Annotated in this window: 28 protein-coding genes; 9 read left to right on the forward strand and 19 right to left on the reverse strand. The window is 64.0% G+C overall.

Features of this window, described 5'->3' with window-relative positions:
* Position 1 precedes the first annotated feature (1 nt).
* Genes AABA86_RS08835 through grxD form a run of 3 tightly spaced genes read right to left on the reverse strand, consistent with a single transcriptional unit; the run spans position 2 to position 2,216 of the window.
* Positions 2-1,288, reverse strand: coding sequence for a serine hydrolase domain-containing protein (locus AABA86_RS08835; RefSeq protein WP_338306474.1), 1,287 nt, complete (start codon positions 1,286-1,288; stop codon positions 2-4).
* A 43-nt stretch (positions 1,289-1,331) separates the two neighbouring features.
* Positions 1,332-1,886, reverse strand: coding sequence for an O-acetyl-ADP-ribose deacetylase (locus AABA86_RS08840; RefSeq protein ID WP_338306475.1), 555 nt, complete (start codon positions 1,884-1,886; stop codon positions 1,332-1,334).
* Between the two features lie 3 nt (positions 1,887-1,889).
* Entirely contained in the window at positions 1,890-2,216 is a 327-nt protein-coding gene (gene grxD / locus AABA86_RS08845; protein ID WP_091965898.1) for a Grx4 family monothiol glutaredoxin, read from the reverse strand.
* 240 nt (positions 2,217-2,456) lie between these two features.
* On the opposite strand from grxD, the gene egtB reads away from it, so the two are divergent.
* Complete coding sequence (egtB, locus tag AABA86_RS08850) at positions 2,457-3,752, forward strand: ergothioneine biosynthesis protein EgtB (RefSeq protein ID WP_338306476.1); 1,296 nt, start codon at positions 2,457-2,459, stop codon at positions 3,750-3,752.
* 48 nt (positions 3,753-3,800) lie between these two features.
* Complete coding sequence (gene egtD, locus AABA86_RS08855) at positions 3,801-4,772, forward strand: L-histidine N(alpha)-methyltransferase (RefSeq protein WP_338306477.1); 972 nt, start codon at positions 3,801-3,803, stop codon at positions 4,770-4,772.
* A gap of 24 nt (positions 4,773-4,796) precedes the next feature.
* Here egtD and AABA86_RS08860 read toward each other — a convergent pair whose 3' ends face one another.
* Positions 4,797-5,990 (reverse strand): low temperature requirement protein A, encoded by a 1,194-nt coding sequence (locus AABA86_RS08860; RefSeq protein WP_338306478.1) that lies wholly within the window; start codon positions 5,988-5,990, stop codon positions 4,797-4,799.
* A 25-nt stretch (positions 5,991-6,015) separates the two neighbouring features.
* Positions 6,016-6,252 carry a BolA family protein gene (locus AABA86_RS08865; RefSeq protein ID WP_018316584.1) on the reverse strand — a complete coding sequence of 79 codons (237 nt, stop codon included), beginning with the start codon at positions 6,250-6,252 and terminating at the stop codon, positions 6,016-6,018.
* 176 nt (positions 6,253-6,428) lie between these two features.
* Here AABA86_RS08865 and AABA86_RS08870 point away from each other — a divergent pair, with 176 nt between their 5' ends.
* Complete coding sequence (locus AABA86_RS08870) at positions 6,429-6,788, forward strand: DUF427 domain-containing protein (RefSeq protein WP_212251766.1); 360 nt, start codon at positions 6,429-6,431, stop codon at positions 6,786-6,788.
* A 61-nt stretch (positions 6,789-6,849) separates the two neighbouring features.
* A complete protein-coding gene (locus tag AABA86_RS08875; protein WP_338306479.1) occupies positions 6,850-7,953 on the forward strand; it encodes an alpha/beta fold hydrolase in 1,104 nt (367 codons plus the stop codon).
* Between the two features lie 20 nt (positions 7,954-7,973).
* Here AABA86_RS08875 and AABA86_RS08880 read toward each other — a convergent pair whose 3' ends face one another.
* Positions 7,974-8,147, reverse strand: coding sequence for a DUF1328 domain-containing protein (locus tag AABA86_RS08880; protein WP_028142852.1), 174 nt, complete (start codon positions 8,145-8,147; stop codon positions 7,974-7,976).
* A 209-nt stretch (positions 8,148-8,356) separates the two neighbouring features.
* On the opposite strand from AABA86_RS08880, the gene AABA86_RS08885 reads away from it, so the two are divergent.
* Complete coding sequence (locus tag AABA86_RS08885; RefSeq protein ID WP_338306480.1) at positions 8,357-9,544, forward strand: acyltransferase family protein; 1,188 nt, start codon at positions 8,357-8,359, stop codon at positions 9,542-9,544.
* Positions 9,545-9,657: 113 nt separating this feature from the next.
* Here the strand turns inward: AABA86_RS08885 and purL are convergent, their stop codons facing one another.
* On the reverse strand, positions 9,658-11,868 hold the full coding sequence (gene purL, locus AABA86_RS08890; RefSeq protein WP_212251826.1) for a phosphoribosylformylglycinamidine synthase subunit PurL: 2,211 nt from the start codon (positions 11,866-11,868) through the stop codon (positions 9,658-9,660).
* A 185-nt stretch (positions 11,869-12,053) separates the two neighbouring features.
* Between purL and AABA86_RS08895 the strand changes: the two genes are divergently transcribed.
* Both AABA86_RS08895 and AABA86_RS08900 read left to right on the forward strand, forming a co-directional pair.
* Positions 12,054-12,533, forward strand: a complete 480-nt coding sequence (locus tag AABA86_RS08895) for a PaaI family thioesterase (RefSeq protein ID WP_338306481.1) — start codon at positions 12,054-12,056, stop codon at positions 12,531-12,533.
* A gap of 76 nt (positions 12,534-12,609) precedes the next feature.
* Positions 12,610-13,575 (forward strand): DMT family transporter, encoded by a 966-nt coding sequence (locus AABA86_RS08900; RefSeq protein WP_338306482.1) that lies wholly within the window; start codon positions 12,610-12,612, stop codon positions 13,573-13,575.
* 12 nt (positions 13,576-13,587) lie between these two features.
* On the opposite strand, the gene AABA86_RS08905 is transcribed toward AABA86_RS08900, so the two are convergent.
* Together AABA86_RS08905 and purQ are read right to left on the reverse strand one after the other, a co-directional pair.
* A complete protein-coding gene (locus AABA86_RS08905; RefSeq protein WP_212251776.1) occupies positions 13,588-14,559 on the reverse strand; it encodes a tripartite tricarboxylate transporter substrate binding protein BugD in 972 nt (323 codons plus the stop codon).
* Positions 14,556-15,257, reverse strand: a complete 702-nt coding sequence (gene purQ / locus AABA86_RS08910) for a phosphoribosylformylglycinamidine synthase subunit PurQ (RefSeq protein WP_212251777.1) — start codon at positions 15,255-15,257, stop codon at positions 14,556-14,558. Before purQ ends, AABA86_RS08905 begins: the two co-directional genes overlap by 4 nt.
* A 167-nt stretch (positions 15,258-15,424) precedes the next feature.
* Between purQ and AABA86_RS08915 the strand changes: the two genes are divergently transcribed.
* Positions 15,425-16,441, forward strand: a complete 1,017-nt coding sequence (locus AABA86_RS08915) for a magnesium and cobalt transport protein CorA (protein ID WP_338306483.1) — start codon at positions 15,425-15,427, stop codon at positions 16,439-16,441.
* A gap of 61 nt (positions 16,442-16,502) precedes the next feature.
* On the opposite strand, the gene purS is transcribed toward AABA86_RS08915, so the two are convergent.
* Together purS and purC are read right to left on the reverse strand one after the other, a co-directional pair.
* The gene (purS, locus tag AABA86_RS08920; RefSeq protein WP_028142840.1) at positions 16,503-16,742 is read right to left on the reverse strand and encodes a phosphoribosylformylglycinamidine synthase subunit PurS; all 240 of its coding nucleotides are present in this window, start codon (positions 16,740-16,742) and stop codon (positions 16,503-16,505) included.
* A gap of 13 nt (positions 16,743-16,755) precedes the next feature.
* Positions 16,756-17,523 (reverse strand): phosphoribosylaminoimidazolesuccinocarboxamide synthase, encoded by a 768-nt coding sequence (gene purC, locus AABA86_RS08925; protein WP_173015815.1) that lies wholly within the window; start codon positions 17,521-17,523, stop codon positions 16,756-16,758.
* Positions 17,524-17,846: 323 nt separating this feature from the next.
* Between purC and AABA86_RS08930 the strand changes: the two genes are divergently transcribed.
* A complete protein-coding gene (locus tag AABA86_RS08930) occupies positions 17,847-18,170 on the forward strand; it encodes a DUF1476 domain-containing protein (RefSeq protein WP_212251780.1) in 324 nt (107 codons plus the stop codon).
* A 15-nt stretch (positions 18,171-18,185) separates the two neighbouring features.
* On the opposite strand, the gene AABA86_RS08935 is transcribed toward AABA86_RS08930, so the two are convergent.
* From AABA86_RS08935 to AABA86_RS08970, 8 genes are all read right to left on the reverse strand, one after another.
* A complete protein-coding gene (locus AABA86_RS08935; protein WP_028142838.1) occupies positions 18,186-18,569 on the reverse strand; it encodes a hypothetical protein in 384 nt (127 codons plus the stop codon).
* A gap of 115 nt (positions 18,570-18,684) precedes the next feature.
* The gene (gene cynS / locus AABA86_RS08940) at positions 18,685-19,173 is read right to left on the reverse strand and encodes a cyanase (RefSeq protein ID WP_338306484.1); all 489 of its coding nucleotides are present in this window, start codon (positions 19,171-19,173) and stop codon (positions 18,685-18,687) included.
* A gap of 16 nt (positions 19,174-19,189) precedes the next feature.
* Complete coding sequence (locus AABA86_RS08945) at positions 19,190-20,113, reverse strand: ABC transporter ATP-binding protein (protein WP_338306485.1); 924 nt, start codon at positions 20,111-20,113, stop codon at positions 19,190-19,192.
* Positions 20,114-20,118: 5 nt separating this feature from the next.
* Positions 20,119-20,958 (reverse strand): nitrate ABC transporter permease, encoded by an 840-nt coding sequence (ntrB, locus tag AABA86_RS08950; RefSeq protein ID WP_038948064.1) that lies wholly within the window; start codon positions 20,956-20,958, stop codon positions 20,119-20,121.
* 142 nt (positions 20,959-21,100) lie between these two features.
* Positions 21,101-22,477 (reverse strand): CmpA/NrtA family ABC transporter substrate-binding protein, encoded by a 1,377-nt coding sequence (locus AABA86_RS08955; protein WP_338306486.1) that lies wholly within the window; start codon positions 22,475-22,477, stop codon positions 21,101-21,103.
* A 118-nt stretch (positions 22,478-22,595) separates the two neighbouring features.
* Positions 22,596-23,474, reverse strand: coding sequence for a sulfurtransferase (locus tag AABA86_RS08960; RefSeq protein WP_338306487.1), 879 nt, complete (start codon positions 23,472-23,474; stop codon positions 22,596-22,598).
* Positions 23,475-23,526: 52 nt separating this feature from the next.
* Positions 23,527-24,660, reverse strand: a complete 1,134-nt coding sequence (locus AABA86_RS08965) for an acyl-CoA dehydrogenase family protein (RefSeq protein WP_212251792.1) — start codon at positions 24,658-24,660, stop codon at positions 23,527-23,529.
* Between the two features lie 35 nt (positions 24,661-24,695).
* On the reverse strand, positions 24,696-25,238 hold the full coding sequence (locus AABA86_RS08970; RefSeq protein ID WP_338306488.1) for an OsmC family protein: 543 nt from the start codon (positions 25,236-25,238) through the stop codon (positions 24,696-24,698).
* Positions 25,239-25,479 lie beyond the last annotated feature (241 nt).

Genomic DNA, 25,479 nt, shown 5'->3' on the forward strand with positions numbered 1-25,479 from the left:
GTCACTTTTCCATGGCTTCATAGACCAGCTGCTTCAGTGTCCGCTGCACGCGCTGGCGCTCGGTCGGGGTCTGCTCCAGAAGCACGAAGAACATGTCCTGCTTGGGATCGATCACGAAATAACAGCCGGAGGCGCCGTCCCATTTCAACTCGCCGAGATCGCCGGGCGGCGGCGGCTTGGCGTTGCCGGGATCGGTGCGCACCGCAAGCCCGAGGCCGAAGCCGAAACCGTCGCCGGGGAAGTAGAAATAGTCGCGATCGACGCCCGATTTGGGGCCGAGCTGATCGGTCGTCATCAGCTTGAACGTCTCGGGCTTGAGAATGGTCTTGCCGTCGAGGCTGCCGCCGTTGAGCAGCATCTGCGCGAAGCGCTCATAATCGGCCATGGTCGTCACCATCCCGCCGCTGGCGAACTGGATCTTCTTGACCACGGTCGGATCATTGATCCGTCCGACCCGGAAGTCGCTGTCGTTCGGCACCGGCTGCGCCAGCAGCTTCTGCTTCTCGGGGGCGGTGACGAAAAAGCCGGTGTCGACCATGCCGAGCGGATCGAGCAGCTTCTCGCGCATGATGTCGATCAGCGGCTTGCCGGCCGTGATCTCCATCACGCGTGCCAGCACGTCGGTGGAATGGCCGTATTGCCAGAGCGCGCCCGGCTGGTTGTGCAGCGGCAGCTTGGCGATGCGCTCGGCGAACTCGGCGAGGTCGAAATCGCCGGCGTAGATGTTGGCGTCGCGATAGGCCTTGCGGACCAGGCTGTCGCCGTAGAAGCCATAGGTGATGCCCGATGTGTGCGTCATCAAATCGTGCACCGTCATCGGCCTGTTCGGCGGCACCAGCTCGAGCGACTTGGTGCCGTCCTCGGCCTTCTTCTCGACCCCGACCTTCACGTTGGCGAAGGACGGAATGTACTTCGAGACAGGATCATCCAACTTGATCTTGCCGTCCTCGAGCAATTGCATCGCGACCACCGAAGTGATCGCCTTGGACATCGAGAACAGGCGGAAGATCGTCTTGTCCGTAATCGGCGCCTTGCTGACCACGTCCTGCACGCCGAAGGCTTCGTGATAGACCGGTTTGCCGTGCTGCCGGATCAGCACGGTCGCACCGGCGATCTTGCCGGTCGCAACCTCATTCTTGAAGAATTCGCTGATCTTGCCGAGCTTGTCCTGATTGAAATGCGCGCCGGCCGGAATCTCGTAGGTGCCCTCTGCCCGTGCGAACGACACCGCACCCAGGGACACCAGCGCGCCGCAGACCAGCGCACGCAGTCCAATACCTGAAATCATATCCCCTCCCCGGAACATGGTCCGGCGGAGTGTACTGACCGCGTCAGTGGGCACAAGGGCTGGCGTGTCGCGCAAGTGCCTCGGCATGGAGTTTGGCGCTCGGCTCGGCGAAGCAGCAGAACACCACGCGGGCCACGGATGGCGCCGCAGCGAGCCCTTCGATTGTCGTACGAACGGCGATATCGGCCGCCCGGTCGGCGGGAAAGCGGAAAATGCCGGTCGAAATCGCGGGGAATGCCACCGAGGTCAGCTTGTGCTTCCCGCACAGCTCCATCGAGCGGCGATAACAGGAGGCGAGCAGGTCATCCTCGCCGAGGGTACCGCCATTCCAGACCGGTCCGACGGTGTGGATCACATGGGCAGCCTTGAGCCGGTAGCCCTTGGTGATCTTGGCATCGCCCGTCTTGCAGCCGTGGAGCATGCGGCATTCGGCGACCAGATCGGGCCCTGCCGCCCGATGGATCGCACCATCCACGCCGCCCCCACCAAGGAGCGACGTGTTGGCCGCGTTGACGATGGCGTCAACGCTCAGCGTTGTGATGTCTGCGACAATGACCTCGAGCTCGGCGCCGCCGATCCGGCGCGTCAGCTGGATCACCTATCAAGCCGCGACGACGACGCCCTTCTCAGTGAAAAGCTGCTGCAATTCGCCGGCCTGGAACATCTCGCGGATGATGTCGCAGCCACCCACGAACTCGCCCTTCACATAGAGCTGCGGAATGGTCGGCCAGTTGGAGAAGGTCTTGATGCCGTTGCGCAGTTCGGCGGATTCGAGAACGTTGAGGCCCTTATAGCCGACGCCGATGTGGTCGAGGATCTGGACGACCTGGCCGGAGAAACCGCACTGCGGAAATTGCGGCGTGCCCTTCATGAACAGAACCACGTCGTTCGACTTCACTTCGTTGGCGATGAATTCCTCGATGCTCATTTCCATGTCCTTCTGGGGCGGAGCCCTCACCAATCAATTCGGGCTGGCTCAGCCGATCTAACCCGATACATGCCCATATATGTAGCCCAAACCGTTGTGCATCCAAAGTAAAATGGCGGCGACACGCCCCCCGCTGGCCGGTTTGCCCCCAGCCGGATCCATAGGCTGATGACATCAATATCATCGCCGGGGAGGACTTTCATACCGTAACGGAGCCCCTATCTAGGACGAACCCAGGTTTTGGAACCGGGCAACGCCAACAACGTTCTCTTGTCCTGTCTGGAGAAAAACGTGACGAAACAAGCCTCCGCTACGGCCGCCCCCTCGCTTTCGTCACTGTCCTCCGCCGGTAACCTCGCCCAGCGGCTGGAAGATGCTTTTCTCGCCGTCCGCAACGAGACCGAACGCCGGGCTGCGCCGCTGTCGCCGGAGGACCAGCAGATCCAGTCCATGCCCGATGCGAGCCCGACGAAATGGCACCGGGCCCATACCACCTGGTTCTGGGAGCAATTTTTGCTCGGCGAGCACGCGGCCGGCTACCGGCCCTTCCACCCCGATTTCGCATTCCTGTTCAATTCCTATTACGTCAGCGCCGGCCCGCGTCACGCGCGCAATCATCGCGGTGATATCACCCGTCCCAGCGCAAACGAGGTCGGCGCCTATCGCAACTATGTCGATGCGGCCGTCGTCAAATTCTTCCGCGAGACCGGCGCGGACAAGCTTCGCGCGATCGCACCGCTGGTCGAGGTCGGGCTCAACCACGAGCAGCAGCACCAGGAATTGATGTTCACGGACATCCTGCACGCCTTCGCGCAGAACCCGGTCTATCCGGCCTATGACCCGGACTGGCGCTTTCCGGCCGCGACGCGCGCCGGCGATGACTGGCTGACGCTGAACGAGGGCATCCACACCGTCGGCCATGTCGACGACAGCTTTCATTTCGACAATGAGAAGCCGGCGCATCGCGCCCTGGTCGGCCCGGTCAAGGTCGCCCGCAATCTCGTCACCAATGCCGAATGGCTCGACTTCATGCAGGACGGCGGCTACCGGACCGCAACACTGTGGCTGATGGACGGCTTTGCCGCGGCCAGCAAGGAAGACTGGCAGGCCCCGGGCCATTGGCGCGAGGTCGATGGCGCATGGCAGGTGATGACGCTGGCCGGTGTGAAGCCGGTCGATCCCAACGCGCCGGTCTGTCATATCAGCTATTACGAAGCCGACGCCTTCGCACGCTGGGCCGGCAAGCATCTGCCGACCGAGATGGAGTGGGAGGTCGCGGCCCGCGCCGGCCAGCTCAACGATGCCTTCGGCATCGTTTGGCAATGGACCCGCAGTTCGTACGCACCCTACCCCGGCTACCGCGCCATCGAAGGCGCGCTCGGCGAGTACAACGGCAAGTTCATGGTCAACCAGTTCGTGCTGCGAGGCTCCTCGCTTGCAACTCCGGAAGGCCACAGCCGTATCACCTATCGGAACTTCTTCTATCCGCACCACCGCTGGCAGTTCACCGGACTGCGGCTCGCCGATTACGACTAACATTTCCGACGACAAATGCGCGCCGGACAGCGCGTTCAGGAGAGTATCATGAATGTGCACGCCAGCGCTTTGGCCGAAGCCCATCTTCCCGACGAGCAGACCACCGCCTTCGCCCGCGAGGCCATCAAGGACCTCTCGCAGCAACCGAAAACACTGTCGCCGAAATATTTCTACGACGCGACCGGATCGGAGCTGTTCGAGGCGATCACGCGCCTGCCGGAATATTATCCGACGCGGACCGAGCTCTCGATCCTGAAGGATCGTGGCAGCGAGATCGCGACGATCATTCCGGAGCATGCCGCGCTGGTCGAGTTCGGCGCGGGCGCGACGACGAAGGTCCGCCTGCTGCTGAACCATTGCAGGTTTGCGGCCTATGTCCCCGTGGACATCTCCGGTGACTTCCTCAAGGCGCAGGCGAACGGCCTGAAGCGCGATTTTCCCTCGCTCGGCATCTATCCGGTGGCTGCCGATTTCACCACGCCGTTCGAGCTGCCCAAGCAGGTCGCCTCGATGCCCAAGGTCGGCTTCTTCCCCGGCTCGACCATCGGCAATTTCGAGCCGCAAGAAGCCCAGGCTTTCCTGAAGAGCGCGCGCGCGATCCTGGGCCGGGGCGCGCAGATGATCATCGGCGCCGACCTCGAAAAGGACGAGCGGGTGCTGCACGATGCCTACAATGATGCGGCCGGCGTCACCGCGCGCTTCAACCTCAATGTGCTGGTGCGGATCAACCGCGAGCTCGGCGGCAATTTCGACCTCTCCGCCTTCACCCACCGCGCGGTCTACAATCGCGAGCGGCACCGTATCGAGATGCACCTGATCAGCAAGAAGAGCCAGACCGTGCGCCTGCTCGGCACCAGTTTCTCGTTCCGCCCCGGCGAGAGCATCCACACCGAGAACAGCTACAAATACAGCCTCGAGCGTTTCGCCGCGCTGGCCCAGGGCGCCGGCTGGCGGGTGCGCGAGAGCTGGACGGATGCGGCCAGGATGTTCTCGGTGCACGCGCTGGAGGTGGCGGAGTAAACGCGCCGCGCCACCGCGCGTGGTTCAATGCTCTTCGGCCTCTTCCGGAGCAGATCCGAGCGACACCGATTCCCACACCGCGACCATGATCATGATCGTGCTCGTCGCGACCGATAGCCAGAGCGGCGGAAGGTCGCCGGCGAACCACCACAGCACCAGCAGCAGGATGATGCCGATGCCGTGGGAAAGCTGGAGGAAGCCGCGGATCGCGTGCTTGAACAGGATGGTGCCGACCAGGAACACCAGGGGTCCGCCGATCGTGCTCACGATCGTCCGCATATCGGAATGACCGGTCGGGTGCTTCAGCACCAGCTCGTCCGAGACCGCGGTGAGGATGATGCCGGCGATGATCGGCATATGCAGATAGGTGTAGGCGAGCCGCGCCAGGCGGCCGGATTCGGCGGACTTCGAGATCCGCTCCGAGCCGGCCTCGGCGCCCTTGTGGAAATAGACCCACCACATCGCGATGGCGCCGACCAATGCGGAAACGAAGGCCATGATGTTGTCCGCGGTCCACTCCAGCTCGGCAAAGGTCGCGCCGTTGACGACGACGGCTTCGCCGAGCGCGATGATGACGAAGAGAGAGCAACGCTCGGCCATGTGGCCGCCCTCGACGGCCCAGGCCTCGACCGACGAGAAGCCGAGTTTGGGAACCCAGAAGCGCGCCGCCGGCGAGACGTATTCCCACGTGACTGCCGCAATCCACAGCCATAGCCGCGTCTCGCCTTCGGACAGGCCGCCCGCGATCCACAGCACCGCGGAGATTGAGAGCCAGCTCAGAATGCGGATCGCGTTGTGGCGGACCGCGGTCCGATGCCGCGGCGTTGCGAACAGCCAGAAGGCGGTGCGCCCGACCTGCATCGCCGCGTACGCGATCGCAAACCACAGGCCCCGCCCTTCGAAAGCGGTCGGGATCGTCGTCGACAGCACCAGCCCGCCCAGCATCATCAGGAAGAGCATGACGCGGACCGGGGTCAGCTCGGGATTGAGCCAGTTGGTGACCCAGGCGGTGTAGACCCACACCCACCACACCGCGAGAAACAGCACTGTGACATGCACCGCGCCGAGCGGCGTGAAATGGTGCAGCAGCGTATGCGACACCTGCGTGACGGCAAAGACGAAGACGAGATCGAAGAACAGCTCGACATTGGTGACGCGGCTGTGCTGGTTCGGCACGATGACGCGGAACATCGCGCCGCGAGAATTGTCCGCAGCCATCGTCGTCTCCCGTCGCGCGATCAGGTCAGGCGCCCGGCACGCCGGTTTGCAGCGCCAGCGCGTGCAGCACGCCGCCCATCTGGCCGCGCAGGGACTGATAGACGATCTGGTGCTGCTGGACGCGGGATTTGCCGCGGAAGGATTCCGAGATCACGGTCGCGGCATAGTGATCGCCGTCGCCGGCGAGGTCACGGATGGTCACCTCGGCATCGGGGATCGCCGCCTTGATCATCGCCTCGATATCGTGGGCGTCCATGGGCATTCGGGTCTCGCTCCTTCTGGTCTCGAATCGCTGCCGGGGTCCCCTCGCCGGCTGCGCCAAACTTAGCGTGAACGGACTTCTGCGTCACGCTTTCCGGCACTATATCCATGATCCCATCAGGATAAAGGCACGACAAAGTGCCGCGCGCGGCAGATTGATCGAAAAGGCGTGAAATCATGAAGCTTCCAGGGCCCGACCATCCCATCACCATCACCCAAAATCCCCGGCGCGTCCGTGTGACCGCCGGCGACATCGTGATCGCCGAGACCAGCAAGGCGCTGACGCTGAAGGAGGCCAAATATCCGGCGGTGCAATATGTGCCGCGGGAGGACACCAACATGGCCTTGCTGGCGCGTACCGACCGCGTCACCCACTGCCCCTACAAGGGGGATGCGAGCTATTACAGCGTAAAGGCCGACGGCAAGGTGCTGGACAATGCGATCTGGACCTACGAGACGCCCTTTCCCGCGATGAGCGAGATTTCCGGCCATCTCGCCTTCTACCCGGATAAGGTGAAGATCGAGGAAGTGGGGTAGGCCCACGGCGCTGTGACGCCGGGGAGATCATGGATCGCCTCCAGTCGACACAAGGCACGAGATGCCGCGCAAGGCCGCAAGACTGATTGGGGTCTCGTTGCTGGGGTTGGCCAGCGTCCTCGTTGTGCTGACCGCTGCCGGACTGGGTTTTCGTGCCTATCGTCAGCACCTTGCTGCCCAAACTCTCGCGATCCGCTCTCCTGCAGGCATGCAGGAGGCAGAGTTCATCGATATCGGCGGCATCAAACAGTGGATCCAGGTCCGCGGCGAGGATCGAGATAATCCGGTGCTCCTGTTCGTCCACGGCGGACCCGGGGGGACGACTTTGCCGATCTCCTCGGGTTGGCGCCCCTGGGAAAAGCACTTCACCGTCGTGCAGTGGGACCAGCGCGGCACCGGCCGCACTTTTGGCGCGGCTGGAGACGCGCTCGGTCCCACGATGACACTGGAGCGGATGACGCAAGACGGCATCGAACTGGCCGAGTACCTGCGCACGCATTTGCACAAGGACAAGATCGTCCTGGTCGGGCATTCCTGGGGCTCATTCCTGGGGATTCGAATGGCGAAGCAGCGTCCGGATCTATTCTCGGCTTATGTCGGCACGGGCCAGGTGGTCGGCAGGGCGACCTTCGAGAAGGCCTTCGAACTCACGATCGCGCGTCTGCAACGGCTTGCGGCAGCGGCCACCAACAAGGAGGCGCTGGCCGAATTGGCGCCGATCGCTTCGCAGCCGGTCCTCACCCCGGAAAATCGCCTGATTGCGGACAAATGGAGCAATGTGCTGGGGCTGCCGCTCGCCGACGGCTTCCAGCTCGCCGGTCCCATCCCGCCGCTCTTCATGCCGGATGTCTCGCTGCTTGATCTGTACAATTGGCGGAGGGGCGCCGCCTTCTCAGCAAAGTACCTGACGGGACGGAACGGGCCGATGTTTCAGAGCGACATGGCCTCGCTCGGGTTCGAATTTTCGATCCCGATGTTCTTCATTGAGGGCGATGCGGATGGCGTGACGCCGAGCGAACCCGCCGAGCAATATTTCAAGGAGATCACCGCCCCGCACAAGGAATTTGCTCGGATTCGCGGCGGCGACCATTTCATTCCGTTCGATCGGCCTGATGAATTCTTGGCCGAGCTGATGGCCCGCGTCATGCCGTTCGCAGCCCACTGAGGACTGGTGCAGCGGCCCGGCTACGCCCTGAAGATCGTGAGCCCAAGTATCAGCAACACCAGGAAGATCACGACGAAGACGTAGAACAGGAAGCGGGCGATATCGGCGGAGACGGCCGAAATGCCGCTGAAGCCGAGCACGCCGGCCACGATCGAGACAAGAAGGAAGATCAACGCCCATTTCAGGATCGTCATTGCCAGCTCCGAATTGTGCCGCTCGTCGCGGCCATCAGCCCTTTGGCGGACGCTAACTTCGCTGCGCGGAGCTGGTTCCTAAGGGTGTCAGCACCCAAGTCGGGCCTCGAGTCGGGGCTCAAATCGGGCCTCAACTACGGCGCAAAGGAGCCTTGCTGAATCCGGCTCGCGGCGGCACAGTCCGGCCCGGGGCAGGAGCGCGGGGCGACATGATGACGATGGCAGATTCAGCGACGATCGGCGCGGAGGCACACGCCGCGCCGAAAACCAAAGCGCGCAATTTGTCGCTCGATCGCGCCCGCACCTTCCTGACCCTCGTGGTGCTGCTGCATCATGCGGTGATCCCGTACACGCATTTCGGTCACACCGATCCGGCCTCCTTTGCCGGTTTCGACATGATCGTGCTCGCCACCGACAGCTTCTTCATGGCGATGTTCTTCTTCCTGTCGGGCCTGTTCACCTGGCCCGGCATCGCGCGCAAGGCACCGTCGGTCTTTTTGCGTGACCGCCTGCTGCGGCTCGGGCTGCCGTTCGCGATCGCGGCCCTCACCGTCATCCCGCTCGCCTATTACGCCATCGCGCTACGGGCCGAGCCCGAGCTGACCTTCGCCGCGTTCTGGTGGAAGACGGTGACGTCGGGCCCATGGCCGAGCGGCCCGATCTGGTTCGTATGGGTGCTGCTCGCCTTCGACCTGACCGCGAGCCTGCTCTACCGGGTCTCGGCGCATCTGGTCGATCCCGGCAACCGCATCTCGTTACGCGGATTTCAGCAGCCGGCCGTGTTCTGGCTGATGCTCGTCGCCGTAAGCGTCATCGTCTATCTGCCTGCGCTGCTCTATTTCGGTACCAACAAATGGTTCGAGTTCGGACCGTTCTCGGTGCAGGCCAGCCGGATCCTGCTCTACTTCAGCTACTTCTTCATCGGCGCCAGCGTCGGTTCGGCGAATTTCGATCGCGGCATCCTCAGCGCCGACGGCCAGTTGCCGAAGCAGCGCTGGCTATGGGTGATCGTCACGCTGATCCCCTACTGCCTGATGTGGTGCATGATCTACATCAAGCGCGAGATCCTCGGGAATCCCGATCACCTGCCGCACTGGTACCACGTGTTCTACGGCACGTTCTTCGTGCTGTTCTCGGCCTCGATCCTGCTCGCGATCCTCGCCTTCTTCCTGTATTCGAAGGCACCGGGGCCGACCCTGCTCGACCGCATGCAGGCGGATGCCTATGGCATCTTCCTGGTGCACTACCCGATTGCGCTGTGGATCCAGTACGCGCTGTTCGACTATGCGTGGCCTGCGATCGTGAAGGCCGCGATCGGCCTCGTGCTCACGGTGATCCTGAGCTGGGGCCTGACGGCGGCGTTGCGGAGGATACCGGGCGCGTCGCACGTGTTGTGAGGCTGGGCACCCGTAGCCCGGACGAGCGCAGCGATATCCGGGAAACAGTGCCAGCAAAGACCCGGATGTCGCTGCGCTCATCCGGGCTACGGGACTGAGTTCGCGGCCCCGCCTCAGGCCGCCTTGCCGCCCATATACTCCGGCAGCCAGCGCTCGAACGACTTGCGCAGGGCATCGATCGTGACAGGCGCCTCGCCGGCGATCGCGATCGCATCGCCGCCGGTGGTGCCGATCCGCACGCAGGGCACCTCGCAGCCACGCATCTTGGCGAGCACGCGGCCGGCTTCGGTCTCCGGCACGGTGACGAGATAGCGCGCCTGATCCTCGCCAAACCAATAGGCCTGCGAGACCAGTGAAGTCGGCGCCGCCAGCAGCTTGGCCCCGATGCCGCTCGCCATCGCCATCTCGGCAAGCGCGATCAGAAGGCCGCCGTCGGAGAGGTCGTGCACGGCGGTCGCGGTACCGCCATGGATCATGCCGCGCACACAATCGCCATTGCGCTTCTCGGCGGCGAGATCGACCGGCGGCGGCGCGCCCTCCTCGCGGCCGCAAATGTCGCGCAGGTAGACGGACTGGCCGAGCCAGCCATGGGTCTCGCCGACCAGGAGGATCGCTTCGCCCTCGGCCTTGAAGGCGAGCGAGGCCGATTTGGTGAAATCGTCGAGCAGGCCGACGCCGCCGATCGAAGGCGTGGGGAGGATCGCGCGGCCGTTGGTCTCGTTGTAGAGCGAGACGTTGCCGGAGACGACCGGGAAGTCGAGCGTGCGGCAGGCTTCCGAGATGCCCTTCAGGCAGCCGACGAACTGGCCCATGATCTCGGGCCGTTCAGGGTTGCCGAAGTTGAGGTTGTCGGTGATCGCGAGCGGCTTGCCGCCGACCGCGGTGATGTTGCGCCAGGCTTCCGCCACCGCCTGCTTGCCGCCTTCGAACGGGTCCGCCTCGCAATAGCGCGGCGTGACGTCGACGGTCAGCGCAAGCCCCTTCGGCCCGTCCTCGATGCGCACCACGGCGGCATCGCCGCCGGGACGCTGCATGGTGTTGCCGAGGATGACGTGGTCGTACTGCTCCCAGACCCAGCGCTTAGAGCACATGTCGGGCGTGCCGATCAGCTTCTCCAGCGCGCTACCTACGCCCATCGGCGCCGGCACCTCGCGGGCATGCACGACCGGCAGCGCGGCGGAGGGAACATGCGGGCGGTCGTAGAGCGGCGCCTCGTCGCCGAGTTCCTTGATCGGCAGATCGGCCATGACGTCGCCGCCATGCTTGACCACGAAACGCTTGCTCGGCGTGGTGTAGCCGACCACGGCGAAGTCCAGGCCCCACTTCTTGAAGATCGCCTCGGCTTCCTTTTCCTTCTCGGGCTTGAGCACCATGAGCATGCGCTCCTGGCTCTCCGAGAGCATCATCTCGTAGGCGCTCATCCCGGTCTCGCGGGTCGGCACCGCATCGAGATCGAGATCGACGCCGAGGTCGCCCTTGGCGCCCATCTCGACCGCAGAGCAGGTCAGGCCCGCCGCGCCCATGTCCTGGATCGCGATGACGCAGCCCTTCTCCATGATCTCCAGGCACGCCTCGAGCAGCAGTTTTTCGGCGAAGGGATCGCCGACCTGCACGGTCGGGCGCTTCTCCTCGGACTTGTCGTCGAACTCGGCCGAGGCCATCGAGGCGCCGTGGATGCCGTCGCGCCCCGTCTTGGAGCCGAGATAGACGATCGGCATGTTCACGCCGGAGGCGGCGGCATAAAAGATCTTGTCGGTGTCGGCGAGCCCGACGGCCATCGCGTTGACGAGGATGTTGCCGTCATAGCGGGTGTGGAAGCGCACCTGGCCCCCCACCGTCGGCACGCCGAAGGAATTGCCGTAGCCGCCGACCCCGGCCACGACGCCGGAGACCAGATGCCGCGTCCTGGCATGCTCGGGCGCGCCGAAGCTGAGCGCATTGAGGCAGGCGATGGGACGCGCGCCCATCGTGAAGACGTCGCGCAAGATGCCGCCGACTCCGGTGGTGGCGCCCTGGTAGGGCTCGATGTAGCTCGGATGGTTGTGGCTCTCCATCTTGAAGACCACGGCCTGGCCGTCGCCGATGTCGATCACACCGGCATTCTCGCCGGGGCCCTGGATCACCCAGGGCGCCTTGGTCGGCAGGCCCTTGAGATGGATGCGCGAGGATTTGTACGAGCAGTGCTCGTTCCACATCGCCGAGAAGATGCCGAGCTCGGTGAAGGTCGGCTCCCGCCCGATCAGCTTCAGGATGCGCTCGTATTCGTCGGGCTTGAGCCCGTGGGCGGCAACCAGTTCGGGGGTGATCTTGGGTTCGTTCTTCATGGCTTCAGGGGCTTTCGGCGGCGGTTTGGCCGTTCTTAGGAACATCCGGGGCTCGCGAAAAGCCCTTTATGGCCCATTTTCCCACTGTCCCACGTTTTGCAGGCGGGGACGGCGGGAACAGGAATTGCACGGCGCGGACGGATCGGATTTAAGGGCTGAAGACCCGCAATTGAAGGCCCATTTCCTTGCACGAATTGACCAAAGCGCCCCCGCCCCGCCGCCCCGACCTCCACGTCGCCACCGAGGGCGAATTTGTGGGCTGGCGGACCTGGATTCGCGACAGTTTTGAAGCCCATGTCGGGCCCTTCTGGCACCGGATCGAGGCGGACGGCAGCGTCCGCAGCGCCTTCCGGGTCGAGAAGAAGCACCTCAACGGCTCCGGGAACGTCCATGGCGGCTGCTATATGGCCTTTGCCGACTACTCCCTGTTTGCGATCGCCACCCATGTCCTGGACAGCCGGGCTGTCACGACCAATTTTGCCTGCGAATTCCTCGACGCGGCACGCGAGGGCGAGCTGATCGAATGCACCGGCGAGGTCACCCGCGCCGGCGGCTCGCTGATCTTCCTGCGCGGCAAGATGATGTCGGGGACGCGGGTGCTGCTCACCTTTTCCGGCACGATCAAGCGGATGAAGCGGAAGGCGCTACCTCAACCAAACGCATAGCTCGGCGCCTTCCCTTTTCGCGCCCCCTCGCCCAGACTTCCCGGCAAGCGCTGTCGCGCCGGGGAGCAGGAACAAGGTGCCGCAGAGCACATCGGAGGCGGGGCGCTCAGCGGCCTCCGTTTCATCGCCGTTGCCGTCCATGGCCGCCACCGGCGCGCGCAACTGGCGCGACTATGCGCTGCTGCTCGCGCTCGCCTGCTGCTGGAGCTCGACCTACCCGCTGGCCAAGCTGGCGCTTCCCACCATCCCGCCCATCACCTTCATCTCGGCGCGCTCGCTGATTGCGGCCGCCTTCCTGTTCGCGATCCTGTGGATGCGCGGCATCAGGGTCCCGACCGACGCAAAGGCGTGGAAGCTGTTCGCGACCCAGCAGCTGATCAATTCGACCTTTCCGTTCCTGATCATCACCTGGTCGCAGCTCTATGTGCCGGCGTCGAACACCGTGGTGCTGGCCTCGACGACGCCGATCTTCGCCTTCCTGATCACCTCGCTGATCACGCGGCATGAGCCGGCAACGCTGCTCAAGCTCGCCGGCGCGATCCTCGGCCTCGCCGGCACGATTCTCATCGTCGGCCTCGATGCCCTGCGCGGCTTCGGCAGCGAGATCGTGGCGGAGATCGCGATCCTGCTCGCCACCATCTCCTTTGCCTGCGCAACGATCTTCGGCCTTCGCCTCTCCGAATACGACCCGATGGTGGTGGCGGCCGGCTCGCTATTGTTCGGCGGTCTCATCCTGCTGCCGCCCTCGCTGATCATCGATCAGCCCTGGACTCTGCAGCCGACCTCGACCGCGATCATCGCCACCACCGTCATGGGCATCGTCTCCAGCGCGCTGGGCCTGATGCTGTTCTACGTCTGCCTCGGCCGGCTCGGCACGCTGACCACCAACGCTCAAGGGTACTTGCGCATCCCGATCGGCGTCGGCCTCTCCGTGCTGCTGCTCGGCGAGAGCGTGCCGTCGAACCTGGCGCTGGGGCTAGTGCTGGTGATGGCGGGTGTGGCCGCGATGACGGTGCCGGCGGAGCGGTTGAAGCTGCGGTAGCGCGAGACGCTATTACTTGGCGTCGTCCGCCAGCATTTTCCGATATTTTTCGACGTCGCGTGTCACGAGCTGCTGCAGCAGCTCCGGCGTATGCTCATTGGCATCGGGCGCAACGGTCGACAGGTCGGCAAAGCGCTTCTTGACCGCGTCGGTCTCCACCGCCGTGCGCGCCGCGGCGTTCAACTTGGCAATCACGGCCGGCGGCGTGCCCTTGGGCGCGAACAGGCCGTTCCAGCCCTGTGCCTCGAATTCGGGCAGGCCCGCTTCCGCCGAGGTCGGCAGGTCCGGCAGCGTAGCGAGCCGCACGGTCGAGCCGACCACGAGGCCCTTCACCAGCTTCTCGTTGATCGACTGCGAGACCGAGGCCGCGGCATCGCAGACGCCGTCGATCTGGCTGCCGACCGCGTCAGTGAGCGCAGGCGCGGCGCCGCGATAGCCGACCAGCGTCGCGTCGATCCCGGCGGCGGTGACGAAGCTCTTGCAGATCAGATAGTTCGAGGAGCCGACGCCGGCATGGCCGAGATTGATCTTGCCGGGATTGGCCTTGGCGTAGGCGATGAACTCCTTGAGGTCCTTCGCCGGAAAATCCTTGCGCAGCGCGACGATGCCGAACGTCTTCGCCACCATGGCGATCGGCACGAAGGAATCAGGCGTGAACGGCAGCTTGGGATAGATCGTGTAGGTCGCGGCATTGGTGCCGGCATTGCCGATTGCGATGGTGTAGCCGTCGGGCTCGGCACGGGAGGCGCGCGCCAGCGCGGTCGAACCGCCGGCCCCGGCGACGTTCTCGATCACGATGGTCTGGCCGAGCGCGATGCCCATCTGCTCGGCCACCGCGCGCGCGATCACGTCCGAGGTGCCACCGGCCGCGAACGGCACGATCATGGTGATCGGACGCTTTGGATAATCCTGCGCGAACGCGGCCGTCGCGAATGCCAGCGCCGCGATCGCAGCGAGAGCCCGCTTCACCGCGAACGCAATCACGCGGCTTTTTCCAGATGCGCTGTCAGGCCCGCGAACAGGCCGCGGCCGTCGGTGCAGCCCATGATGTCTTCGACGTGGTTTTCCGGATGCGGCATCATGCCGAGCACGTTGCCCTTGTCGTTGACGATGCCGGCGATCGAATGCGCCGCGCCGTTGATGTTGCTGTCGTCGTCGACCACACCGTCGGCGGAACAGTAGCGATAGAGCACCCGCCCCTCGCCTTCGAGCCGCTTGATGGTCTCTTCATCCGCCTCGTAATTGCCTTCGCCATGGGCGACCGGCACGCGGATCACCTGCCCGGCATTGTAGCCGCGGGTGAACGGCGTGTCGGAACGCTCGACGCGCAGATGCACGTCATGACAGATGAATTTCAGCCGCGCATTGCGCATCAGCACGCCCGGCAAGAGGCCGGACTCGCAGAGGATCTGAAAACCGTTGCAGACGCCGAGCACGAGGCCGCCCTTGGCCGCATAGTCGCGCACCGCGTCCATCACCGGCGCGCGTGCCGCGATGGCGCCGCAGCGCAAATAGTCGCCGTAGGAAAAGCCGCCCGGCACCACCACGAGATCCGTGCCCGCAGGCAGCGCCGTCTCGGCGTGCCAGACCATCGCCGGCTCGCTGCCCGAGATCATCCTCAGAGCACGCGCCATGTCGCGTTCGCGGTTGATTCCGGGAAAGACGAGGATGGCGGCTTTCATGGCAAAAGTTCCGACGGTGATGGGAATCGGGCTGGCCAAAGGGCCAATTCGCGAAGAGACATAGCCATTTGACGGGGATTTTACCAGTGCTAGCCTTGCCGGACGGCCTTGTACACAGGCCATAGCCGAGGCACTTTTGCCCGACGATCTTGCCCGGGATTGAAGCCATGAACGTCCCGTCGCTGCCCACGTCCCCCTCCGAGCCCGTGTCCACCGAGGGCGTCGTCGCCGCCGGCGCCTATGTCGATGGCCGCCGCATCGCCAATATCGCCATCAGCGAGGCCTCGAGCTGGCGGGCCAAGCCCGGCCACGTGGTCTGGATCGGCCTGCACGAGCCCGACATGGCGCTGCTCGGCGCGGTGCAGAAGCAATTCGACCTGCACGAACTCGCGATCGAGGACGCCAACCACGCCCATCAGCGACCCAAGATCGAGCAATATGGCGAAGCCCTGTTCATCGTGGCGCGGACGGCGCAGCTGGTCGAGGGCCGCATCGTCTTCGGCGAGACCCACATCTTCGTCGGCGAAGGTTATCTGGTCTCGGTGCGCCACGGCGCCTCGACGTCCTACACGCCGGTGCGCGAACGCTGCGAAAGCTGCCCGCGGGCGCTCGCCCGCGGCGAGGATTACATTCTCTATGCGATCCTCGATTTCATCGTCGACAATTACTCGCCCGTGCTCGAGAGCATTCACGACGAAGTCGAGGGTATCGAGGACGACGTGCTGTCCAAGGCGATCAGCAAAGCCCAGATCGAGCGGCTCTACATGTTGCGCCGCGACCTGTTGCGGCTGCGCAACGCGATCGGGCCGCTGGTGGAGGTCTGCCGCCGGCTGGAGCATGACGAGCTGTCGATGGTGCGGCAGGCCATGCAGCCGCTGTTCCGCGACGTCACCGACCACGTCCGCAACATCCAGGAGCGCATCGATTCCATGCGGGAGGTGCTGGCTTTCGCCTTCGAGGCCAGCCTGCTGGTCGGCCAGGCGCAGGAGACGGCGGTGTCCAAGAAGCTCGCGTCCTGGCTCGCGATCATCGCGATCCCGACCGCGCTTGCCGGCATCTACGGCATGAACTTCAAGCACATGCCGGAGCTGGAATGGGACTACGGCTATTACATGCTGCTCGGCGTGATGCTGACGGCGTGCACCGCGCTGTACTGGCGTTTTCGTCGCGCCGGATGGCTGTGAGGAAATCGCTTCGTAGCCCGGATGGATCGAAGCGCAATCCGGGCTACCATGGCGGACAGGCCTAGACGATTTCGACCCGATAGTTCTCGATCACGGTATTCGCCAGCAGCTTGTCGGCGGCTTCCTTCAGCGCGGCTTCCGCCTTGGTCTTGTCGGCGCCGGCGAGCTCGATGTCGAACACCTTGCCCTGGCGGACGCTGGCGACGCCGTCGACGCCGAGCGACTTCAGCGCGCCTTCGATGGCCTTGCCTTGCGGATCGAGGATGCCCGTCTTCAAGGTAACGGTGACACGTGCCTTCACGTCGAAAATCCCCTCAGCTCTTCACCAGCACCGGGCCGGAGCCCTGCGGACGCTCGTTCTCCATGAGGATGCCGAGACGTTTTGCAACTTCAGTATAGGCCTCGAGCAGGCCGCCGAGATCCCTGCGGAAACGATCCTTGTCGAGCTTCTCGTTCGACTTGATGTCCCACAGACGGCAGCTATCCGGCGAGATCTCGTCGGCGACGATGATGCGCATCATCTCGTTCTCGAACAGGCGTCCGCATTCCATCTTGAAGTCGACGAGGCGGATGCCGATGCCGAGGAAGAGGCCGGTGAGGAAGTCGTTGACACGGATGGCAAGCGCCATGATGTCGTCGATCTCCTGGGGCGTCGCCCAGCCGAAGGCCGTAATGTGCTCTTCCGACACCATGGGGTCGTTGAGCTGATCGTTCTTGTAGTAGAATTCGATGATCGAACGGGGCAGCTGCGTGCCCTCCTCGATGCCGAGGCGCTGCGACAGCGAGCCGGCGGCAACGTTCCGCACCACCACCTCGAGCGGCACGATCTCGACCTCACGAATCAATTGCTCGCGCATGTTGAGGCGGCGGATGAAATGGGTCGGCACCCCGATGTCGTTGAGGTGCTGAAACAGGTACTCCGAGATCCGGTTGTTGAGGACACCCTTGCCCTCGATCACCTGATGCTTTTTCGCATTGAACGCGGTCGCGTCGTCCTTGAAGTGCTGGATCAGGGTACCGGGCTCCGGACCTTCATACAGAACCTTTGCCTTGCCTTCATAAATGCGACGCCGCCGGCTCATGGGGATGTACCGTGTTTTGTTGAAATCCATGTATTTGGTGTGCTCCGGTTACTAGGATTTACGACCCACAGCGGAGCTGCCGTGAACGACCCGGAACCCCGTCCATAACCCTTGGAAACAGAACGGGAACCAAGCCTCCAGGCAACCTATCCGATTGGCTGACCGAGCACAATCGATCCGGCCGTCCGGCGCCAACTTATACCATCTTGCCTGCGGCTTAACGGCCCGTTGTTTTGCCGATTCGTGCTATCTATGTAGGCATGCAGTCGGGTCGCCGCAACGGAAGGCTCCCGCTCCATTCAGCAGGGGATTTGGAACAAGGCATGAGCGAGTTCGACAAGCGTCAGGAAGGTTTCGAGAAGAAATACGCCCTCGACGAGGAGCAGAAATTCAAGGCGGAGGCCCGCCGCAACCGGCTGCTCGGGCTGTGGGCGGCTGAAAAGCTCGGCATATCGGGCGATGCCGCCACCGCCTATGCCAAGGAGGTGGTCGCGGCCGATTTCGAGGAGGCTGGCGATGCCGACGTCCTGCGCAAAATCACAGCCGATTTCGCCGCCAAGAACGTCGTCGTCACCGAGCAGGCGATTCGCGCCAAGATGAGCGAGCTGCTCGCGGTGGCGGCCGCCGAGGTGAAGGCGGGGAAGTGACCCCGCCGTCTGGCTCTATTTCAGCGTGATCTGAAAACCCATCGATCCGCTGATATTGAATCCCTCCGCTTGTTGCGGTCCGAACTGCCGGTTGATGTTGGTGTTGACCGACTCCATCCGGCAATCGCGGGCAAGAACCTCGCGCAGGAGATCACATTCGCGCGCCGCCATCTCATAGACCGTGCGGCGCGCGCGGTCGCGCAGTTTCTGGGCCTCCTCGCTGTCCCCGGTCGGACCGGCGACAAAGAAGTTGATCGAGGTCTGCACACGCACCGATCCTTCCTGCCGCAGACCCCCGCCGCCTTGCTCGGCGATGACACGCTGGGACTGGGCCTTGGCGGGGGCAATCACGACCAGCAGACCAACGCCTGCCAAGACAAAACGCGAGCGAAACTTCATCAGGGGTACCTGTGGTTGAAGCGAGGTCCGTTACCTAGCCTCCAGAGGTTGCCGTCAGGCAAACCATGGACCGCAAACACCGGGCCGCCGCTTCACCAGCGGTTAACTGCGTCGGTCACTCCTCCTTGAAGCCGTATTCCGGCACGTTGCCGCTGGCGCCGTAGTATTTGTACGGCAGGAATTTGCCGCTCATGGTGATCTTGACGCGGTCGCCTTTCGGGTTGGCGACGCGCTCCATGGCCATGTCGAAGTCGATCGCCGACATGATGCCGTCGCCGAATTCTTCCTCGATCAGCGCCTTCCAGGCCGGGCCGTTCACCATCACCATTTCGTAGAAGCGATAGATCAGGGGGTCGGTCGGCGGCATCGGCGTGCCGGTGCCGCGCATCGGCACCTCGTTGAGCATCGCGACTTCCGCCTTCGACAGGCCGAACAGTTCGCCGGCATTGGCAGCCTGCGGTTTCGTCAATTTCATCTGGCCGAGGATGGCGCCGACGATGAGGACCTCGGAATACCCCCCGATCTTGTCGCAGATGTGCTTCCAGCTCCAGCCCATCTCGCGCTTGATGTCGAGCAGCTTCTCGGTGAGGTCTTCGCGTTTCATGTCAGGGTCTCCCTTTTCAAGCAGTCAGTCCGGGACTGGTCCCGGGCGTCCAGGTCTGGCGTTGCTCGTCACCACTGGACGCGATCGTCAGTCCGGGCTTGCCGATATGCACCAGCGGCACATTACGCGGATCGTGATCGGGTGTCTCGACGGTAAACGTCTTGCTGCGCGTCACCAGGAAATCGATGATGTGGTTGCGCAGCGCGTAGTAGAGCGGATGGCGGTGCAGATCGGTGCGGCCGCGATCCCTCGGCAGCGGGTTCTCGACGACCTCGGCCAGCACCGCGCCGGGCCCGTTGGTCATCAGGAAGATCTTGTCGGCGAGATAGATCGCCTCGTCGACGTCATGGCTGATCATGAATGCGGTCTGCCCGGTCTCCAGGCAAATGCGCCGCACCTCGTCCTGCAGCGTGCCGCGCGTCAGCGCGTCCAGCGCCGAGAACGGCTCGTCCATCAGCATGATCTTCGGCGTGATCGAGAGCGCGCGGGCGATGCCGACGCGCTGCTTCATGCCGCCGGACAGCTCCGAGGGGCGCTTGTGCTCCGAACCTGTCAGCCCGACGAGATCGATGAAGGTCTGCGCGTGCGCCCTCACCTTGGCACGGTCCCAGCTCCGCCATTTCGAGCTCACGGCATAGGCGACATTGCCGAGCACGGTGCGCCAGGGCAACAGTGCGTGGCTCTGGAAGATCACGGCGCGGTCGAGGCTGGTGCCCGAAATCGCCTGCCCGTCGACGATGACGGCGCCCTCGCTCGGCGCATCGAGGCCGGCGAGAATGTTGAGCACCGTGGTCTTGCCGCAGCCGGAATGCCCGATCACGCAGGCAAACTCGCCGCGCGCCATCGACAGCCACAGGTTCTCGAAGATCGTGGTCGTGGCGCCGCTCGCACCGGGATAGCGTTTGGCGATGCCTTCGATGGAGATGAATTTGTCGGTCATCGCCCCTACTCCGGAAACGTGACCATGCGCGTGAAGCGCGCCAGGATCTGGTCGAGCAGCATGCCGACGATCCCGATCAGCAGGATCGCGATGATCACATTGGTGATCGAGAGATTATTCCACTCGTTCCAGACGAAATAGCCGATGCCGGTGCCGCCGACGAGCATTTCGGCGGCGACGATGACGAGCCAGGCGATGCCGATCGAGATGCGCATGCCGGTCAGGATCGTCGGCGCCGCCGCGGGGAGGATCACGGTGAAGGCCCGCCTGATGGTGCCGACCTCGAGCGTGCGCGCGACGTTGATCCATTCCTTGCGCACGCTGGCGACGCCGAACACGGTATTGAGCAGCATCGGCCAGATCGAGCAGATGAAGATGACGAAGATCGCCGAGATCGAGGAATCCTTGATGGTGTAGAGCGCGAGCGGCATCCAGGCCAGCGGCGAGATCGGCTTCAGCACCTGGATGAAGGGATCGAGCGCCTTGCTCAGCAGCGGCGACATGCCGATCAGAAAGCCGAGCGGGATCGCGACCAGCACCGCCAGCAGATAGCCGGTGCCGACCCGCGCGATGGAGTATCCGAGCTGGATGCCGAGCCCCTTGTCGTTCGGCCCATTGTCGTAGAACGGCCGCCTCAAATGCTCCCACAACTTGGCGCCGACATCGAGCGGCCCGGGCATTGCCGATTTGCCCTGCGTCGCGGTCAGGCCCATCAGCTTGGCGTATTCAGGGCTCATCGTGGCGACGGGGCCTGTCGAGCGCGTGGCGAGATGCCAGATGCCGAGGAATGCGGCGAGCAGCGCGATGGAGACGAGACCGGCGCGGAGACGGAGGGAGGAGGTCATCTCACACTCCGCCGTGTCCCGGGCGCGGCGCAGCATGAAGTGATGCGACGCAGAACCGGGACCCATGCGGCCCGAATGGGTCCCGGCTCAGCGATGCACCACTTCGTGCTGCATCGCGTCCGGGACACGAGAGTGGAGATCATCACGACGCCTTCCTGATCTTGAAGCTCGCGACGTAATCCTCGGGCTTCGCGGGATCAAACGTCTTGCCCATCACCGCAAACGACTTGTAGCTGCTGGCCGGCGGCGACAGGCCCATTTCGGTCATCAGCTTCTTGGTGTCGGTCGCCAGATACACCTGCTCGGCCACCGCCTTGTAGTCGACGTCGCCCTTGATCTGGCCCCAGCGCTTCATCTGCGTCAGCATCCACACCGCAAAGGACTGCCAGGGGAACGGATCGAAATCGACGCGTTTCGCATCGGTCTTCACCCCGCCGAGGCCGTCGGCATAGGTGCCGGTCAGGACCTGCTCCAGCACCGTCACCGGCGCGTTGATGTAGTTCGCGGGCGCGATGGCCTCCGCGATCTGCTTGCGGTTCTCCGCTTTCGAGGCATAGGCCGTGGCATCGACGATGGCGCGGGTCAGCGCCGCAAAGCTGTTCGGCGCACTCGTGATGAACTCGCGGCTGGCGGCGAAGCTGCAACAGGGATGACCGTCCCAGATCTCCTTGGACAACAGATGCATGAAGCCGACGCCGTCATAGATCGCGCGCTGGCAGATGTTGTCGGGGGCGAGGAAGCCGTCGATGTTGTCGGCACGCAAATTGGCGACCATCTCCGGCGGCGGCACCGAGCGCAGCTGCACGTCGGTATCGGGATCGAGCCCGTGCTCGGCGAGATAATAGCGCAGCAGGTAATTGTGCATGGAATAGTCGAAGGGAATGGCGAATTTCAGGCCCTTCCAGTCCTTCGGGTCGCGCTTGTCCTTGTGCTTGGCCGCCAGCACGATGCCCTGCCCGTTGATGTTCTCGATCGCGGGTACGGCAAAAGGAATCGCGTTGGCACCGAGGCCCAGCGAGATCGCGATCGGCATCGGTGCGAGCATGTGCGCGGCGTCGTATTCCTTGTTGATGGTCTTGTCGCGGATCACGGCCCAGCCGGCGGTCTTGACCACCTCGACGTTGAGACCGTGCTTGGCATAGAAGCCCATCGGCGCCGCCATGATGATCGGCGTGGCGCAGGTGATCGGGATGAAGCCGACCTTGAGGTCCTTCTTCTCGGGTGCGCCGGTTTGCGCAAACACCTCGGTCGCGGTCCGAAGCGGAAAGAACTGCGATAGCGCGGCCAGTGCGGTGGAGGCCCCGACCGATTTCAGGAACGCCCGCCGCGCCACGTCCTGCGGAAACATCGCCCGCATCACCGCGGACGCAACCACACCCTCGTAGCGTTTCTCCTCGCTCTCGACCGGCTCGCAGCGCAGCGCCGCCTGCTCGTGCTCCCCCGCCGAACGGTGCTGGCCGCAAACGCAGCCCGCCCCGAGACTGCGGTCGCCATCAAACGGATCGTCGAACGTGGACATGCTACTGCGCCCCTTTGTCACACTGCGCGGCGGACGCCGTTGTCCGCCGCGTCAGGTCAAGATTCCATCGTGGTCCGGCTACAGCTTGCGCAGCCGGGCCATTGGAAACATGCAGGTTCTATGCCGCCTTGCCTGTTACCTGGGCAGCCATGGGCAGCCCCTGCTCGATCGGCAGCGACGGATCACGTGACCATTCGTTCCAGGAGCCGAAATACATCCGCACGTCCTTCACGCCGGCGTTCTTCAGCGCCAGGAAGGTGTTCGAAGCGCGCGCCCCTTTGAAGCAGTAGAGATAGACCGGCGTTGACGGCGAGATGCCGACGGTGGCGCATTCCGCCAGAATCTCGTCCTTGGACTTGAAGCGGGGCCCTTCCGCGGTCGGCTTCATCATGCGGTACCATTCCAGCCACACCGCACCGGGGATGCGGCCCTTGCGGGGGCAGAAATCCTTGCCATAGGGCGACGAGCTGTCGCCGATCCACTCGTCGACATCGCGCACATCGAGAATGGCGATGCCGGGCTTGCCGACCGCGGCAAGCATGGTCTTCGCGTCGATCAGGATCTCGCCGGCTTCCGGCACGACCGCGAACGAGGCCTTCGCCGGCACCGGGACATCCTTCGTCACCGGAAGGCCCGCGGCCGACCAGGCGTCGAAGCCGCCATGCAGCACCTTGATCTTGGGATAGCCGAGCATGGTGAGCAGATAGTAGCCGCGGCAGGACTGGCCGAAGCCGGAATTCATCGACTGCTCGTAGATCACCGCGGTCTCCTTGCCGGAGAGACCGGCGGCACCGAAGGCGTCGGCGAATTTGGTCTTCAGTTCGCTCATGCCTTCCGGCGTGGAGGTCGCGAGAAACGTGAAGATCTCGTGCACGTTCACCGCGCCCGGCAGATGCCCGGCGCCATAGGCGTCGGGATTGCGGGTGTCGATGACGACACAGGGTTCGAGCTTCAAGAGATCGGCAAGTTCGCTGGCAGAGATCAGAACGTCCGTCATTGGCAGCCTCTCCGTTGAGGTTAAGTGGTGGTCTGGGGTGGACTCGTGAAGATCAGGACTCGGCGAGCATCTTGCGCAGCTGCTTGGTAGCCGGCGTGACGATCGCGACGAAATAGGCCTCGCGCAGCCGCCGCTGCGCGCGGTGGCTCCTGAGGTAGCCGCGCGCGCCACAATGCAGCATCGCCGCATGCGCCGCCGCGACGCTGGCTTCGCCGGCGCGAAGCCTGAGCGCGATTACCTTGCGCCAATAGGTCTCGTCCTCGTTGTAGGGATCGCGCGCCAGCGCCATGGTCTCGGCTTCGAGCTCGGCGGCGAGATCGCGGAAGTGCACCGGCTGCTGCGGCAGATAGCGGTTGATATGGCCGAGCGGACTATCGACCTCGCCCATGATGTTGATGCAGTCCTTGATGAGGCCGAGCGCCATGCCGGCCTGGAGCAGGATGAAGCCGGCGCGGATCTTCTTGACGAAGGGGCCGGCGGGGTCGGCGAGGATCAGCTCGTCGGGCACGAAGACGTCGCGGAACTGCACGCCGTAGGTGCCGGTGCCGTCCATCGCCATGAACGGCTTGCACGGCGTCAGCGTGATCGCCGGGTCCGAGCAGTCGGCCAGGAACATCACAGTGCCGGGCTCGCCACTTGCGATGCCCTGATCGTCCTCACGCTCGAAGATGGTGCCGAAATAATGGTCGGGACCGAGATTGGAGACCCAGGGCAGCGCGCCGCGCACGATGTAGCCGCCCTCGACCTTGCGCCCTTTCAGCTTCAGCTTCTCGATCCCGAAAAAGCTCTTCATCGGGTTGGAGAGCCCGGTGCCGCCGAGCACGCGGCCGGTCGAGAAGGCATCGCCGAAACGCTTTGCGAGCTTCAGATTGGTCGAGTTGGCGGCGTACCAGACCAGCGTGTTCTGGCACCAGGCCATGAAGGCCGTCGCCCCACACACCTCGCCGATCGCAGCCATCGCCTGGATGGCACAGCGCAGGTCGGCCGGACCTTCGTGCGGCACGTGACTGCCCCAGGCGCCGACCGCGCCGAACTTGCGCAACACCTCGGCCGGATAGACCGAGCCGTCGTCGATACCGACGGCAAGCGGCGCGAGATCTTCGCGCGCGATCCGCGCCACCTCCCCTGCAATGGACGGTGCGGGCTGATCCAAAATTTCGGCCCGCGATAAAGCCAGTGAACCCATGATCGTCTCCCGCACCTTGTCCTGGTTGCTACCTGCTAGATGCCGACCTCGAGATTGACCGGGCGGGTGAAGGTGTTGGCGACCGGCGACCATTTCTTCACATGGGCGACCAGCGCGTTGACCTCGTCCTGCGAGACGCCCTCGCACGCCATGTCGACCTTGACCCGCACGTCGGTGAAGCCGACCGGCTTGTCCGAGGTATCGCCGGTGCCCCAGACCGCGGTGATGTTGAGGTCGCCTTCGAGCTCGAGCTCGAGCTTGTTGACGATCCAGCCGCGATGCACGGCGTTGGCATGCAGGCCGACGGCGAGGCACGAGCCGAGCGCGGCAAGCGAGGCTTCCGACGGATTCGGCGCGGTGTCGTCACCCAAAAGACCCGGCGGCTCGTCGACGATATAGGGCGGCAGATTGCGGATGTAGTTGGCGTGACGGAATTTGCCTTCCGCGACCGTCTTGCACTTCAAGGTCTTGACGACCTTCGGATTGGCCTTGCCGCTCGCGATCAGTTGCTCGAGGCCATTCTTGTCGATGGGCGCAAGGCACCCCGTCAGCACTGTCTTTTGAACGACGGCAGTCATCATCTTCTCCCTGGCAGCCGTGGAAAACGGCAGGATACCGAACGGTCTGTTTCCTTGCATGGAGCGTGCCAGAAGCGGCCGAAAACGAAATGCGAGGCATTGGAGCCGCTTAGCGATGGCTGCCTGCGGATTGATCAGCCGCGCTCTGCTCAAAGGCGATGCAGATGAGATTGCCGATGCGAATCTTTTTGGCGCGGACCAGATGCGGCTTGATGATACCGCGCGGCTGCGATTAAGTTGC

It is taken from the genome of Bradyrhizobium sp. TM233 (genome assembly GCF_036247965.1).
GTDB lineage: Bacteria > Pseudomonadota > Alphaproteobacteria > Rhizobiales > Xanthobacteraceae > Bradyrhizobium > Bradyrhizobium ottawaense.